The following is a 14,821-nucleotide window of genomic DNA, read 5'->3' on the forward strand; positions in this document are numbered from 1 at the left end:
CTTAGCCACTCTTGCCCCTCTGAAACATGCCACCTTTGGCAAGCACAGCCATCAGATAATGATAGTCAGGGCTGACATTTCTCTCTCTATTAAAATTCTCCAAAAGCCCATCGGAAGTCATAAGAATAGAGTAAAAATCTCTACCAGTGGCAGGGCTTCTTCTGGCAATTAAAAATTCACTATCGGCACCATACTCACCTACCCGAAGTGAATTTTCCGCATCTTTTTCCCACCAATTATCCACCATTTGCAAAGCAGCGCCAACTTTTGTCGAAGTAAAACATACTGCTGAACGCCCATCGCTCATTGCCACCTTAGCCAGCTGTTTAGTTGGCATACCCCTTACATCACTTCTGTCCATAAAAACTTGGCTAGGAAAAATTTCTTGGCAAAATTCAACACGAATTTTAGCCGTAATATCAGCAAACCAATATACTTGGGAATCATGGAAAGAACGACTCATTCCAGAAGAGAGTATTTCAAGTACTTCCCGCGAATTATCATCCCAATGCAAAGGATCGCCGCCTTGTCGATGAAGATTACTGACGGCCAGATCGTCTTCAGACTCAGGCACTTTTATTGAAACCTCTATATCTCTGGAGCGTTGATTATTCCACAGCCAGGCCCCACTCATAAGATTGATACAATAGCGTCTAGCCAGCTCATCGAACCCACCCGCATCGCGATATCGTATCGCTAAGTCCTTAAGGTGTTCAGCTAAATTTAAATCACTACATACTAGTGGCTGCATTACATTTGACTCAGCACGGAGAGAGAAGCGACAATAAATGTGTTCAACCAGAGGGGGAGCAAAGCAGGACTCTATAAAGATCGGATTTCCAAAGGGCAGCTTTCTTACTGCATCGCCGTTTTTGACTTCTCCTTTTCCACTATAAGCTTCAGAAAACGAGCATTTGACGCCACGTAACCGGTTGCTTTCAGCCTCTAGAGGCTCAAATTCGCTGTCCTTTGTTTTATAAAAGAAAACTGCCTTACCAGGTGATAATGATCTCTGATAACTTAGGTTTCTAGCGAGTTCAATCATGCGGCATGCCCCTAGGCTCTTGCCATCAGCATAGCGCACTTTTCTGGCTGCATCCCCCAAAATGCCTGCTGTGCGAACACCTCCCATCCCTTCCAGCGATACTCAATCGGCGAGACCAATCGTGCCATGCTGATCAGCGACTCTGCGTAAGCATGCAGTACCATAAGGCTCCCCACCCGCTCAACGGGGTCCTCCAATAATGCATAACCCGCCGAGACAGGCCTTAGATCACTGAATTTATTGCACAAATCCAGAGTTTCAAGCAAGCTATCAGACTGAATTGTGCTAGGAGTAACCCAGCGTCCACTGTGCGGCAATCGCCGTAGCTTCTTAAATAAGTTATCGCCATCGTCTACCTGGCACCAGTAATGTTCGTCCTGCAGACTAGGTGGGTGCAGGGCGCCTCCGGCAAATCGCCCCGGACATGCTGCCTGTAATAGCTGATGATCAATCGCCGCTAACTCCAGGTCGGGATCATGTACTCGAACTACCACATCCATCGTCATATCGCAGTAGCGCGAAGGCAGCAGTCCCGACCGCATCAGCCTACCAGGCTCTTCTGATAGTTTCGGAGCAGGAATCTTAGTATCCCCCCGTTCTTGGTATTCACGCAGAAACCATGCCACCCCATCAAATTCCACGTCTGTATGCGACAATGCTTTTAACTTAATCTCGTATTCTTTTATCAACCCCCACAAAGCAGTTAACGAAGGGATTCCGCAGAGGTAGGGATTGGCCATTGCCGAAGCATCGTAAACTCTCATCCCTTTTAAATAGAGGTAAGAACCATGGCTTTCTTCACTCCGGCTCAGCTGTGGCATCGGGTTCTCTCTAGGGCTTCCCTCGCTTAAAACTTTTCTTAGGATTGTTTTTAGCGGTGTCATTAACTCATAATGATACGCAAGGTGTCTTGTTTTACGATGACTTCCCAATTGGCCATTGAGCACTCTACTCAGCTCACGCACAAGAGCTGACGATGGCTTTCCTCGTAATGAAGAGATTCGCCACTCAAGGCTATCCGCCAAACCGGAGATGGGCTCGCCCATTTCTTCTTCAATAGCTTCGCGCCATTCGTAAACTGGATCCAACCACTCTACCAAAGCGCTTTTCATCTTAGAAATTGCATATCGCTTCTCTTGTCTCCTCCCTCGATCAGTTGAAAAGCGCTTTGCATTTCTCAGCACTTCACATGCAGCCAAAAAATTCTTATCGAAGAGGCAGCCTGTATCGAAAAAGTACTCTCCTTCCATTATGGCGTTGATTCTTGATCCTGATAGGCCACCACTAGCTGAACTTCTGAGGCTAGGGGGGTAATGAAGTATATTGATATTCCCTCCCATAGATCCTGCTAGATCGCCAATAGCGGCCGAACGGGGAAAGGCCAACCTAGCAAAAAAACCTACTTTTCTCCTTGCCAGCCTTTGTATATGAGCCATCATGGTATGTGAAACTACAGGCGTTATCGCAACATAATTCCCATGATAGAAGAAGCGCACTTGGGGTGAGAACAAGCTTACCTCAGGAGGAAAGTCAGGGCGGCTATCATACTCCTTAATAAAACTCACCAATTCATCAAAATTTTTATCTTTCAATCCAAGTGACTGTATAGAGTCTCGCCATACCTGGCGCCCTTCATCAAGAATAGTTGAGAGATTTCTTACGTGGCCATTCCATAAAAAGGTAGCGCAGAACATTTTTGCGTTGTTATAGGCTGCAGAATTATGTGACCACCCAAGCTCTCTTTCCAAACCGTGAGATGAGATATAGCCCGCATAGTGAAGCGGCGAACTCACCATTATCCGCCCACCGGAAACTCTTGCATCTGGATGCTTGAGATTATGGCTATGCTGCCAAGCTATTTCTTGAATACAGGATAGAATATGCTTTTTGTCTGCCATTATATTTCGCGCTGATTCTCTATTGCTAAGATCCTTAATGGCTCCTCTCTTCACCGATAGATTTACCAATACAACCATAGTAACAGCTTCGCTTCCCGTTACGTCTATTACCTCACTATAAGGAGCAAAATGCTTTCTTAGTGAATCTGACCGCTTTCTCTCATCTTGGATAGTGAGAATGTCATTGATATGCATATTTTCACCAGTGAGGGAGATAGGTGATAACAGCACCAAAATCAGGCGGCATTCGTGTCTTTGCTAGCTCAATGACTTGACGAAGATAGAAAATAGACTCATATGGCGAAACCTTTTGGCGCATTTGGATGCGGTATGCGGATTTCAGATATCCCTTTTCATGAAGAAGATATATCTGTTCATGAGTTGTTTGCAATAACACGGCAGCTTCTATGATCGTTAGCAGCATATCGCCAGGATTAGGGATTCTCGACTTAGGGTTCTTCGCCACGAGATCACGCAGCAAGTCCTGCAACTCAATTAATATAAAATTTTCTTTTATTCTCATCCCTTTTATCAGTGACGCTGCAGAAATATACGGCCCTGCGGCAAATGCAACAGGCGTCTTGTTGTAGGTTTTGATTAGCTTCCGATTAGCTTTATTAAATTTTTCCCAAAAGTTTTCAACGTACAGGGAAGGCCAACTCTCATAAAATTCTATGGCAAGCCGAAGCGACTCTTCAACCTCCGCTTCGCTATTTAAATCAACTGAATTTGTAATGCAGAAGTAAAGCAACGCAGCGTTTCTTATAGAAATAGATGATATGCCTCCTAACGAATTAGGAGATTCTACTTCTTCGCAAGAAGCTAATTGGCTAAGTAGTAAAGTTTTTTGATCTGCCTGGGTGGTGTCTGCCATACTCAAATCGTAACCGCACCGGCAATTCCTTATCATTTCGTTCTCAATATATGATAATGATCCCCCACAGCTTGGACATTCGTATATTAGGTAAACACCATGTTTTATGCATCCCGAATAGGTAAGATAATGCCAAGCCTGCGGTATATATGGATTCTCTGCAAGACAAAGCGGGCAAACAGGAATAACCGATTTCCGAATAAAGCAGCGAGGAATATGGGTGCTGCCTCGTGCCAGAGCACGGTAACCTCCACAAAAATCCGCGCCTGAATGACTTAGCGAAAGCGCCAGGAGAGGCAGGTCCTCGTTATCTGTCAGCTTCTCAAGGAGTGAAAATGCACGAACCCGAAGGCTGCTATTCTGGCGCGCATGCCAGATATTGACGGTATCCAGCTCCAGTGGAAAGGCCCCGCTTGCCTCATGGTCCTGCTCTAGCAACCAATCCTTGACGGCACCACTCAGCAATCGGTAAGACTCGATAAAATTGGCTTCAGCCAAACGCAGCAGGTAGCTTTCCAACGACTCGTCAAAAAATGGTTTTGGCCTGACTAGCAGCTGCATGTTTACCCCCTACCTTTATCGACGCTGTGCGCATCCGCCTCAGACAGACGATGCCTGATCGGCGAGTGACCGAGTCGCTTCATTGCGGTTGCTGGGCCAGACCGGCGGACTCTGGGGTAAGGGCAAGCTGATCGATAAACTGGGCAGCGCGTTAGCGTCGAGTGCAGCCGGCCCCGCAATAACAACATTTCGATGTTACCATTATAACCGGCTGAAGAAGTACGGCGGCCTAGAAAAGTCGGCAGCCCGCCGGGCCCAAGGTTCTCTGCACTGACTCGGGGCGCCAAGTGGGCGGTAATTTATTCACCGAATCCCATTTGTCCATGCGGAGTGATCGTTAGAACCCGTTTCGAATCACCTAATCGGTGGCCTGCTTATGTCCGGCCTACGCCAGACGTGTTTAGCAAGCAATGTAAATTCGCTTCACTAATCGTTAACCTGACAGAAGGAAGCTCAAGAACTCAAAAGCATTAGACTGCTGCTGCCGGCCATGAGCGGAAGTCGGTTGCGCTTGACTCTGTGATTGAAACAGGCACTCGTATCCTCGAAGCCAGCAGTAGTCCAGGGCTGAGAAAACAAGTCAGACTGCCTCGCTAAGCCCTGCCCCAACAATTTAAGAAAGGGAGCTAATGCCCATGTGGCATGATAATGAAACGACCGTCGATTATCTCAACTTTGGTGTTGTCGCAGATGCATGCACGAGTCTACTTAAGCGAGCAAACGGCGAGCCAATTTCAATCGGCGTCTCCGGTGGTTGGGGTGCAGGTAAGTCCTCTCTCGTGAAAATGATTGCAGCGCGGTTAAACGATGCTGCTGAGCCTGGCAAGAATACGTACGTGATCGTCACCTTCAACCCTTGGCTCTACCAAGACTTCGAGGGGGCACGCAGCGCGTTGCTTCAATTGGTAGGCGATGAGGTTTTGCGCCGAGCAGCCGCCGATGAGGAGCTCCTCAGGAAGGCAAAGCGGCTGCTGCAAAGAATCAACCTTCTTCGCCTCGTCCAGATGGGCGGAGAAGCAGCTGCAACCATTATCACTGGCGTCCCAGTCGGCATCGTGGGTCGCGCCATCGGCAAGGTTGGCGGGCTGTTTAGCTCGGATGGCGCTGAAGCGCCTGGAGTCGAACCTGACAAAGGGGGCGATAAATCGGACCAGGTAGACCCGCTGCTCAGGGCTGCTGAACCGGTCTCTCTCCCAAGTGAGATTCAATCCTTCCGCGATGCGCTTGAAGAACTCTTGGAGGAACTCAAAATCACGTTAGTGGTCTTCGTCGATGACCTCGACCGATGCTTGCCGAAGACGGCCATTTCGACTCTCGAATCCATCCGACTACTCCTATTCCTCAAGCGAAGCGCTTTCGTTATCGCGGCTGATAACGAATTCATCCGCGGCGCAGTGCGTGTCCATTTCGAGGGGACTGGCATCACCAGCGACGTAGCCACCAATTATTTTGATAAACTCATCCAGGTTCCCTTACACGTGCCACGGCTCGGCGTCAATGAAGCAAAGGCCTACCTGGCGCTGCTGCTATTGGAGCGCGCGAACACTGACAGCGACTTCGACGACGACAAGTTTGAGCAGGCCCTGAAGGCTGTCCCTGAACGCCTACAAAGGAGTTGGCGAGGCGACGCAGTGACAACTGATTTTCTTCACGGCCTTGTTGGCGTCGACGACCCCCAGATGGTGGCATTGATGGATCTGGCCGAAGGCCTCGCCCCCTTGCTGACGCAATCGAGTGCAGTTAATGCAAACCCGCGCCTGATGAAGCGCTTCCTTAATACGGTATTTCTCCGTTCTGCTCTCGCGGAGCCGCAAGGGATTGCTCTGGATATTCCCGCCTTGGCGAAGTGGCATCTTGCCGAGCGCTGTGACGAGATGCTTGCGAATGCACTAGCTGCAATGGTGACCTCTGCATCAGATGGTCGCGTTGATGCACTTCGCGAAGCAGAAGAGGCAGTACGCACGGGAGACAGTCTTCCCGATCCCTTCAAGGACGATGCCTTCACAAGGGAGTGGCTCCAGCTCCAGCCATCACTGGGAGAGGCAGACCTGCGACCATTGCTGCACTTAAGCCGCGACACAGCGACTCGCGACTTCGGGGCGGATAATATGACCACGGAAGGCCGAGCACTCCGTGATGCGCTTATGGTTGCCACGGGTGCCAATGAGCCTCTCACTCAAGCCATTCGTGCAGCCGGGCCCATCCAGGCAGAGATGGCAATGGCACGAGCATGGCAGTTAAAAGCACCGAAGCGAACCTGGCGTCAAGGAGAAGATATCATTCCTCTAGTAGAGCCATGCAAGGTCTTCCCCGAATTGGGCGAAAAAGCAGGATCGTTGCTCAATCAAGCACCGCTTAGCAAAATCGGCCCAGGAATCATTCCATCACTGTTCGCCCAAGGCTGGGCTCGCTCAGTTCTCAACCAATGGGCCGAATCCTCTAATGTGGATGGCCGAGTAAAGAGAGCAATTCAACAAGCTGATAATAAGAAGGCACGCTGATGGGTACTTCGACATCCTGCGCAGGCGGAAAGGCTGGTTCACCCTTCGATCCTGAATGGCTCGCTGGTGATGCAAATGAGGATATAGCGGCGGGAGAAGGCGACGCTGGCGATGAAATGCAGGCTGGAGAGGCAGGTGGCGAACATGGCTACGATGATACAGAGGATGCTGCCGGGGAGCCCGCTGGGAGCGACGAAGTAACCGGCATGCCGGAAGTTGCGCCAGATCGGCGTTTCGCTTCAGCCCGTACGAAGATGTCCGCATATCTTGCTAGCGGCGGCCGCGATCCTCTGCGTAGCGCAGCGAAAAGCATGATTAATAAGGGCATGGGCGGCCCCCGTCGTGCCGCGTCCACGATGCGCAGAACAGCCCAGGGCGCAGGACAGCTAGGCCAGTTCTTGGCTGAGGCCCGGGATGGCACCGATACACGTGTTAGGGATTGGGTTGAGCGGGTTCGCGCAGCCGACTTGTCCGCGAACGACCTAGTCCTCGAGCTAGTCAAGGAGGTAATACCAGATACCGGAAGCATCGATGACGAGTCTCTCCGGAATGCCGCGGCCGAGGCATTGGGCAAGCTTTACGAGAGCGATCCGGACATTGACATTTTTGACCTCACGGACCAACAGATTTCCGACGCCATCGGGTACACAATTGCTAACGATGTCTGCAATCGCATGGACTTGCAGCTAGGGCAGACGTACGAGCGGCTCAAGCATCAACCTCAGGAGGTTCAGCGCTACCGCAATGATGTCAAGGAATGGGTGCACGAAGAGGTGCGTACGGTTATGGAGCAATACCGCACTGTCCAGCTCAACCCCCAACGCCTCGCAAGAGAGGTACTCGCATCTGCCTTGAGGGTCTTCGCCGAATGACAAAGGTTATCTGTACTACTGTAGCTCGTCTACCCGCACGATTGGCCGATGGCGAGCGTGCATTCACGTTCTTCAAAAGCGCAAAGCAGAACGGCGTTGGAACTATCGCCAAGGGCTGGCGAGGCTCACTCAAACGAAAGGGGTTTGCTCCAAGCCCGCCAGTTTGGGATTTTGTACAGTTTTGTCTCGCAATATGTACAGCAGACCTCTGCTCCTTGCGTAGCAACAGTGCTGATGGGTGGACTCGGACGATAGAGCTGACCATCGGTTTACATGAGCCGCTTCGATGGCAGGCTTGCAAGCAGCACGCTGAAAAGCTACTCAAGGTTCTCACCGGCGACTATTGGACGCTGCATTTCGTGGAAGGAGGCGCACCACCACCCGATGGTCGTGGGCTACCGTTAGATCGGGACAGCGTGTCATTGCTCTCCGGCGGGCTCGATAGCCTTATCGGTGGTATAGACCTAGTTACCGAAGGACGCCGTCCGCTCTTCGTATCCCAACTGGCGCACGAGGATTCCGATAGGCAGCGCAACTACGCAGGGCTACTCGGTGGAAGCGGTTCGCATCTGCAGTGGAGTCATGGCATCAGCTTTCGCGGTTCGCGAGAGCCCTCGACCCGGGCACGCTCGCTCGCTTTCTACGGGTTTGCTGTGCTGGCGGCGACAAGGATATCTAACGCTCAGCCTCAGATATTCATCCCAGAGAACGGATTTATTTGCATTAACCCCCCTCTTGTTCCGGGCCGGGTGTCGAGCCTAAGTACCCGCACGACTCATCCTCTCTTCATCGGAATGCTCCAGGAGCTATTAGATGGGCTTGGCGTAACCGTTCGACTGGAGCTCCCGTACCGCTTCAAGACCAAGGGCGAAATGATGCAGGAATGTCGTAACCAAGAGTTTCTGCAGAGTTGGGCATCGGACTCGACGAGCTGTGGGCGATTCCGCACATACAACCGTACCCACTGTGGACGATGTGTTCCCTGCATGATTCGGCGTAGCGCATTCAACGCTTGGGGCTCAGGGCAAGACACGACAGAGTACAAGTTCCCAACGCTGGCGAATTGCGAAAAGACCAGTGGTCCAGACGACCCAATGGCGGTCGCGTTGGCAGTGCTCACCGTACGAGAGAAGGGCCTAGATGCATTCCTGGGCGCTTCTCTGGCGTTCGCTCCACGAGCTGAAAGGGCCGAGTACCGCCGTGTACTCAGCGCTGGCATCAACGAACTCGAGGCACTGCTTAGAGCAGACGGGGTCCTGTGATGGACTTTCACTGTCATCTAGATCTATACCCCAACGCACGCGCCGTCCACGCGGAGGCGGCGCGCCGGAATGCATTTACATGGCTGGTGACTACCAGCCCTAAAGCATTCATGGCCACCTCAAGAGTATTGGGCAATACACCTACAGTGCTGATCACTCCTGGATTGCATCCTGAAATCGCTCATGAGAGGGCAGACGAACTGGGCCTACTGCTGAGTCAAATCGAAACAATGCCGGCGGTGGGCGAGGTAGGACTTGATGGCTCTCCTCGTTATCGGCATTCGTATGCAGTCCAGCATCGTATCTTCGGTGCGGTTGTGAAGAGATGCCGCGAACTTGGCGGCCGCACGCTGAGCATCCATTCGCGACGCGCAGTCAAAGATGTGCTGATTGAATTGAGGCGGAATCCCGGCTTTGGTACTGCGGTACTTCACTGGTTCACCGGTAGCTCTGCGGAATTGAAAGCTGCAAAAGATCTTGGATGCTGGTTCAGTATCGGTCCCGCAGCGTTCAACTCAGCCAGTGGCAAGTCACTGGCGAAGAGCCTCCCCAAGGATCGGGTGGTTCCAGAAAGCGACGGACCCTTCGCCCAAGTAGATGGCAAGCCTGTGATGCCCTGGAGTCTAGCGTCGACCGCTCAGCTTCTTGCTGTCGCCTGGGCTGTTTCTCCCCGCGAAGCGGTAACATTGCTTGAGCAGAACTCGAATCGCCTGCTCCGAGCCATGGGTCTTCCATGATCGCAAGGTCTATACGAGATATGAACATTACACGGCCGCAGGATGGCAGTAACTAATTTGCAGAAGCGTAGCTTGTAGTGAATGTACTCGTACAGGCGGATGAGTAGCTAAGCTGGGTCAAGATATACTCTGGCGATCCCCCGTGCTCTAAGTAGCCGTTCATAAGTTCCGACCCAGCGTCAGGGACAGGACCGGGCGCCTACTTTCGAGTTAAGCTGTGACGGACGAAGGCGACTGAATTTCGTCACGCTAAGATCGCGATTATCTCTAGCCTGCTAGCTCTATCGCCTTACTGAGCTTCATGACCTTAGCTGGTACTGCGCTTGCTCTCTCACAGGCCAAATCGATACTCTGCCAAATTTTTGCACAAGGCTATTATCACGATGAAAAAACCTTCTATTTCACCTAGCCAGCAATTGCCTTTACTGGCTAGGTATGCCGTTATGCGCAGCGGCGACTCATTCATTCCTGGTAAGTATTCTTCCGAGAGAGACGTTTGGGTTGTCGATGGCCCAGGCGGAAAGAAGCCCATCATTGAAATGAATGGAACGCTGGCAGAACTCACCACGAAGACGAAAACCACCAACGAAGAAGACGATGAGGCGCCCTTTCTGCTCCTTGATTTAGCGACAAAAACGCATGTTCAGGTAGAAAGGGACGACGCCGATTTGAGCATGAATCACCTGCTTGAGCTGACTACGAAGACAGACGCGCGAACCGAGAGAGATGATGATGACGGTCCCTTTTTCGATTATGAGACCACTGAGCACCACACGCCTTCGCAAGCCAGAGGCACGATGTGATCCTACTCGTTACGAACCAGCGGGATCTCACCACCGATTACATCGTTCTCGAGCTGCAACGTCGCCGCCTAGAGTATTTCCGGCTCAATACCGAGTTGCTGCCAGAGTCTCGGATCACGCTGGGTGCGTTATCGAGCGAAGATTGGTCGATTTCTTTTGGTGGCAAATGCTTGACAGGGCATGACGTTGAAGCTGCCTACTTTCGACGGCCAGGCAAGCCGTTGGTGGCAGAAAGCATTGAGGATCAGGGCTCACGAAACTATATCGAGTCTGAATGGAATGCTTTATTGAAGAGCCTTTACATGCGCCTTGAGGGCCGCTGGCTTAATTCGCCAACCAAGATTGTGCTTGCTGAGGATAAGCCTCGCCAGCTGCTTATAGCAGCCGATCTCGGCTTTGACATACCCCAATCAGCAGTTACCAACGACCTTACGGTCGCCCAGAGAATAGCCGCCCATCACACGGCAATTGGTAAGCCATTGCGCCAAGCCCTGCTCGAGGGCGATCAAGAGCGAGTGATATTTACGACGCGGCTACCTACGCTAACAGCCGTGGACGAGAAAGCCTTAGCCATGGCTCCTATTATTGTCCAGCAAGAGATTCAGAAGCAGACCGATGTTCGTGTCACTGTGGTAGGCCAAAAGGTATTTGCGGTCGCTATTCACTCTCAAGAGCAGCAAGAAACCAAAGTTGACTGGCGCAGTGGCGCGCAGCCGGATCTAAAGCATGAAGTTATCTCCCTTCCTGGTCAGCTGGAAGAGCGCTGCATCCGGCTAGTAGAATTGCTGGGGCTTAACTATGGTGCAATCGATCTCATCCAAGATCTCGATAACCACTACTGGTTTCTTGAGATAAATCCGAATGGCCAATGGGCCTGGATTGAAAATCGCACTGGGTTACCGATCGCTAGTGCCATCGTAGACGGACTTCAAGGAGTTTACCAGTGAAGGAGTGGCTCGAAATTTTATGGCCCCGACTTGATAAACCTACCTCGGAGCAAGAAAAGAACGATTTAATACTATGCAAGCAGCATATCAAGGAAATTCAGGATCAGCCTTGGGAGCGAGACATTGATGCGGCACTTGAAGAGGCCCGACGGCTAAATGACATAGAGAATGACCGCCGTAAGGGGGCTGATACAAAGGCCGGGGTCTACTTGGCTGCCGTAGGTGCGCTTGCTCCAATTCTTACTTCCTTAATTATGACCTCATGGGATGAAGTGCCCAGTTTATCCCTCCGCTGGATCACACTTGGTCTTCTGCTACCAGCTGTAGCCTATTTGCTGAGTAGTGGTTTGTGGGCATTTCAGACCTTGAAAGTAGCCGCTTCAAACCGTGTCGATGTAACCGAGCTAGTGAAAGCTTGGACAAGTGATGAGCCGAAGGCCTACTTAATTAAAGATCACTTATCCGCCGTTAGGCTGAATCGCGCGGGTGTTAACCAGAAAGTGTCATGCATCAAGATGACACATGCCTTCTTGCTGCGAACATTTCTTTCCTTCACTCTTCTTCTCTTGGTTCAGGGCATTTGGCCTCCAATAGCCTCTTATTTTGAAGCGGATATTGAAACCGCCCAGAAAAACTTCCTAACTCGCCTTATAGTTGTGGAAACTGACAACGCTTGTCCGGCCCAGCCCCCTCTAAAAATACCTAGTTCATGTTAGATAGTCAGTCTTTGCAACTTCATATTCATGCCTACCGTGCCAAGATGCATCGATCGCTTTCAAGATATGGAATAGGTAGCTAGGGCAGCAGCTGAGCATGCGAGCAATCCAGGGTCTTGGCTATGAGGTACAGCTTGTCCACAGTGATGTTGACCTCTCCCCGTTCGATTCTCCCCATATAGCTACGATCAATGCCGCACGCTAAGGCCAGCGCATCCTGGGATAGCCCTTTTTCCTTTCGGGCTACCCTGATCCTTTCTCCGATGACCTTTGCTAGCTCACTCATTGACGCCTCGCTTACACGAGGCAGAACTATCCTTCGTTGCGGGCGCAGCGGCCACGGACTATAATCCGCATTTTTTTATGCCCACCCCTTCTCCTACCCTTCAAAGGAGCTGTATGGAACCCCAATCCTTCCGCTTGGATCGCCGGCTCCATGAGCTGTTAATGCAGGAATGCCTCTCTATCTTTACCGTCAGGCAGCTGCGTGATGCTTATTACGAGGGGTTGAGCACCCCGTCCTGCAGTCGCAGCGAACTTCGACGCTACCTCTATCAGCAGGTACTGCGCCTGAAAAAAGCGGGCTGGATTGTAGTCGGGGAAGAGCGTGTAAAACGTGACCAGTGCTTCCATGTGCGCGAAAAGCCGGAACGCCTTCGGCTAAAGCTGATCGACCGGCCTTTCGAATCGAAGCCAGAGAATGCGGAAAACAGCCAGCCTGCTAGCGGACCGTTAGAGACACCGGCTGCCTGCTCGAAGGTAGCCGAACAGCTGAACTATCGCTGGAAGGAAATGCGTCTGGAATTATTGGCAAGCATTGGCGAGGCTGAGCAATTCAAGATGCTATTTCAGGAATTTCCTAACCTAGAAGCGCGTCTTAACCCTTCTTATCTCGAGTCGCGCGACCGCAGTTCAAAGCTGCTAGGTCAGATTAAGGCTCTGGAGACGACAATGCAGGCATTGACAGAGCATTCGAGATGAAGCCCCTTCGCCGATGGCAAAGGCAATGTATCGATCGTGCATTGGATCACTATCGCTCATATCCACACTTTTTCTGCCAGGCGACTCCCGGTGCAGGAAAAAGCCGTATGGCGGCTGAGGTAGCCCACCAGTTATTAAAGGATGGCAAGATAGATCTGGTGGTTTGCTTTGCACCATCCGTTAGTGTCGTTGATAGCCTTCGCGAGGCATTTTCACAAACCTTAGGCAGACGTTTTGATGGCAGGATGGGATCCGCTGGCGGAGCTTTTACTTATCAATCCATGGCCCACCTACATGATTCGTTCTGGGAGTTGTTTGAGGATTACCGGGTCATGGTGGTCTTCGATGAAATTCACCACTGTGCTGGCAGTGACCCGCTTCTCAGCAATGCGTGGGGACAGCAGATACTGTTACGTATCCAGCAGCACGCAACGGTAACGTTGGCTTTATCGGGCACCCCTTGGCGCTCTGACGAACAGAGCATAGTGCTGGCTCGATACTCGAACCCAGAAGGGCAGTTGATCTGTGACTACTCGTACGGGCTTAGAGAGGCTGTCAGTGATCTTGTCTGCCGCTCTCCACGCATAGTCCTGGTCGATAACGGTCACGTGATACTCACTGAAGAAGCCGAACCTCGGCAGCCTCGATTTTTTCCCAGCATCGGCGGGCTGCTACGTGAATCGGCGATCAGCTACGATGATGTGCTGCAGCACAATGACGCCATCCAGCAAATATTATCGCTAGGCACTGAGAGGCTAGACCGTATACGTACAACGATTTCCGATGCAGCCGGTCTCGTCGTTACTTCTAGTGTCGCGCATGCCCAGCAGGTGGCAGCTATGCTGGCCTCGATGGGCGAAACGTTTCAGGTTGCTACCTACAAGGCACCGAACGCCCAACAGGTAATCGAAGGATTCAGAACAAGTACTACATGTCGCTGGATTGTCACGGTCGGCATGATCAGTGAAGGAACAGACATACCGAGACTACAGGTATGCTGTCACCTGAGCCGAGTCAGAACAGAGCTGCATTTCAGACAGGTGTTGGGAAGAATACTTCGCAGAAGGAGTACAAGCGATGACCAGGCGTGGCTGTATGTGTTAGCCGAACCGGCTCTTGAACGATTTTCCCGGCGTATCGGCGACGACCTACCGGACGATCTGGCCGTGGTCAGCGAAGTTTCGGGCAGCACTCGAGCGGTTAATGGGAAGTCATCAAGCCAAGAGCTTCCCGGCGAAGGAAAGATCATGGAGAAGTTGAGCGATAGCGGCCTTGCTGAGAAGCCCTCCAAGGGGCAGCCCCGTCAGTTATCCGAGCCACCGCCTGCGTTGCGTTTAGAGCTTTCCCAGCATTTCCGCCACCAAGTTTTAGCCTTGTTTTGAGCTTCAGACTCACAAAGCATCAGTGTGGTGACAGGGATTCCCCCGGCCGAGTGCACCGGATCTGGTGAGCCTCTGGTCTCAAGCCGCATCGGAAGAAGACGTTCAAGTTGTCTGGAATGCTCCGATACCAAGCCTCAAAATGAGGCCTGCTCGAAGATGTCTGGGCTGACGCCACTTATCGACAGCCGACCGCAGGATAATCTAGCAACTGCAAAGCACTCCGGGCGCCAGTAGCAGGCGGT

Annotated in this window: 13 protein-coding genes; 9 read left to right on the plus strand and 4 right to left on the minus strand. The window is 51.6% G+C overall.

All coding sequences use genetic code 11. The features are described 5' to 3' along the window. Position 1 precedes the first annotated feature (1 nt). From csy3 to BLR92_RS10475, 3 genes are read right to left on the minus strand one after another with little or no spacing between them, the layout of a single operon-like run. Positions 2-1,045, minus strand: coding sequence for a type I-F CRISPR-associated protein Csy3 (gene csy3 / locus BLR92_RS10470; protein WP_175488779.1), 1,044 nt, complete (start codon positions 1,043-1,045; stop codon positions 2-4). Between the two features lie 11 nt (positions 1,046-1,056). Beyond that, positions 1,057-3,138, minus strand: a complete 2,082-nt coding sequence (locus tag BLR92_RS19555; protein ID WP_139171586.1) for a type I-F CRISPR-associated protein Csy2 — start codon at positions 3,136-3,138, stop codon at positions 1,057-1,059. A 4-nt stretch (positions 3,139-3,142) separates the two neighbouring features. After that, positions 3,143-4,378 carry a TniQ family protein gene (locus BLR92_RS10475; RefSeq protein WP_089728289.1) on the minus strand — a complete coding sequence of 412 codons (1,236 nt, stop codon included), beginning with the start codon at positions 4,376-4,378 and terminating at the stop codon, positions 3,143-3,145. A gap of 635 nt (positions 4,379-5,013) precedes the next feature. Between BLR92_RS10475 and BLR92_RS10480 the strand changes: the two genes are divergently transcribed. The 7 genes from BLR92_RS10480 to BLR92_RS10510 all read left to right on the plus strand — a co-directional run bounded on the left by BLR92_RS10480 (position 5,014) and on the right by BLR92_RS10510 (position 12,216). Beyond that, positions 5,014-6,879, plus strand: coding sequence for a KAP family P-loop NTPase fold protein (locus tag BLR92_RS10480; protein WP_089728290.1), 1,866 nt, complete (start codon positions 5,014-5,016; stop codon positions 6,877-6,879). Then, the gene (gene qatB / locus BLR92_RS10485; protein ID WP_089728292.1) at positions 6,879-7,751 is read left to right on the plus strand and encodes a Qat anti-phage system associated protein QatB; all 873 of its coding nucleotides are present in this window, start codon (positions 6,879-6,881) and stop codon (positions 7,749-7,751) included. Before BLR92_RS10480 ends, qatB begins: the two co-directional genes overlap by 1 nt. Continuing rightward, complete coding sequence (gene qatC, locus BLR92_RS20135) at positions 7,748-9,013, plus strand: Qat anti-phage system QueC-like protein QatC (protein ID WP_089728294.1); 1,266 nt, start codon at positions 7,748-7,750, stop codon at positions 9,011-9,013. Before qatB ends, qatC begins: the two co-directional genes overlap by 4 nt. Continuing rightward, positions 9,013-9,750, plus strand: coding sequence for a Qat anti-phage system TatD family nuclease QatD (gene qatD / locus BLR92_RS10495; RefSeq protein WP_089728296.1), 738 nt, complete (start codon positions 9,013-9,015; stop codon positions 9,748-9,750). The genes qatC and qatD overlap by 1 nt, the downstream gene beginning before the upstream one ends. A 383-nt stretch (positions 9,751-10,133) precedes the next feature. After that, complete coding sequence (locus tag BLR92_RS19815) at positions 10,134-10,553, plus strand: hypothetical protein (protein WP_217636567.1); 420 nt, start codon at positions 10,134-10,136, stop codon at positions 10,551-10,553. Beyond that, positions 10,550-11,500, plus strand: coding sequence for an MvdC/MvdD family ATP grasp protein (locus BLR92_RS10505; protein WP_089728298.1), 951 nt, complete (start codon positions 10,550-10,552; stop codon positions 11,498-11,500). Before BLR92_RS19815 ends, BLR92_RS10505 begins: the two co-directional genes overlap by 4 nt. Beyond that, on the plus strand, positions 11,497-12,216 hold the full coding sequence (locus tag BLR92_RS10510; RefSeq protein ID WP_089728301.1) for a hypothetical protein: 720 nt from the start codon (positions 11,497-11,499) through the stop codon (positions 12,214-12,216). Before BLR92_RS10505 ends, BLR92_RS10510 begins: the two co-directional genes overlap by 4 nt. A gap of 79 nt (positions 12,217-12,295) precedes the next feature. On the opposite strand, the gene BLR92_RS10515 is transcribed toward BLR92_RS10510, so the two are convergent. Then, on the minus strand, positions 12,296-12,502 hold the full coding sequence (locus tag BLR92_RS10515) for a helix-turn-helix domain-containing protein (RefSeq protein ID WP_089728303.1): 207 nt from the start codon (positions 12,500-12,502) through the stop codon (positions 12,296-12,298). 113 nt (positions 12,503-12,615) lie between these two features. Between BLR92_RS10515 and BLR92_RS10520 the strand changes: the two genes are divergently transcribed. Continuing rightward, entirely contained in the window at positions 12,616-13,197 is a 582-nt protein-coding gene (locus BLR92_RS10520) for a hypothetical protein (RefSeq protein WP_089728305.1), read from the plus strand. Further along, positions 13,194-14,579, plus strand: coding sequence for a DEAD/DEAH box helicase (locus BLR92_RS10525; protein WP_089728307.1), 1,386 nt, complete (start codon positions 13,194-13,196; stop codon positions 14,577-14,579). The genes BLR92_RS10520 and BLR92_RS10525 overlap by 4 nt, the downstream gene beginning before the upstream one ends. Positions 14,580-14,821 lie beyond the last annotated feature (242 nt).

Origin of the sequence: Modicisalibacter muralis, assembly GCF_900102945.1 — a bacterium.
In the GTDB taxonomy this organism is placed as follows: domain Bacteria; phylum Pseudomonadota; class Gammaproteobacteria; order Pseudomonadales; family Halomonadaceae; genus Modicisalibacter; species Modicisalibacter muralis.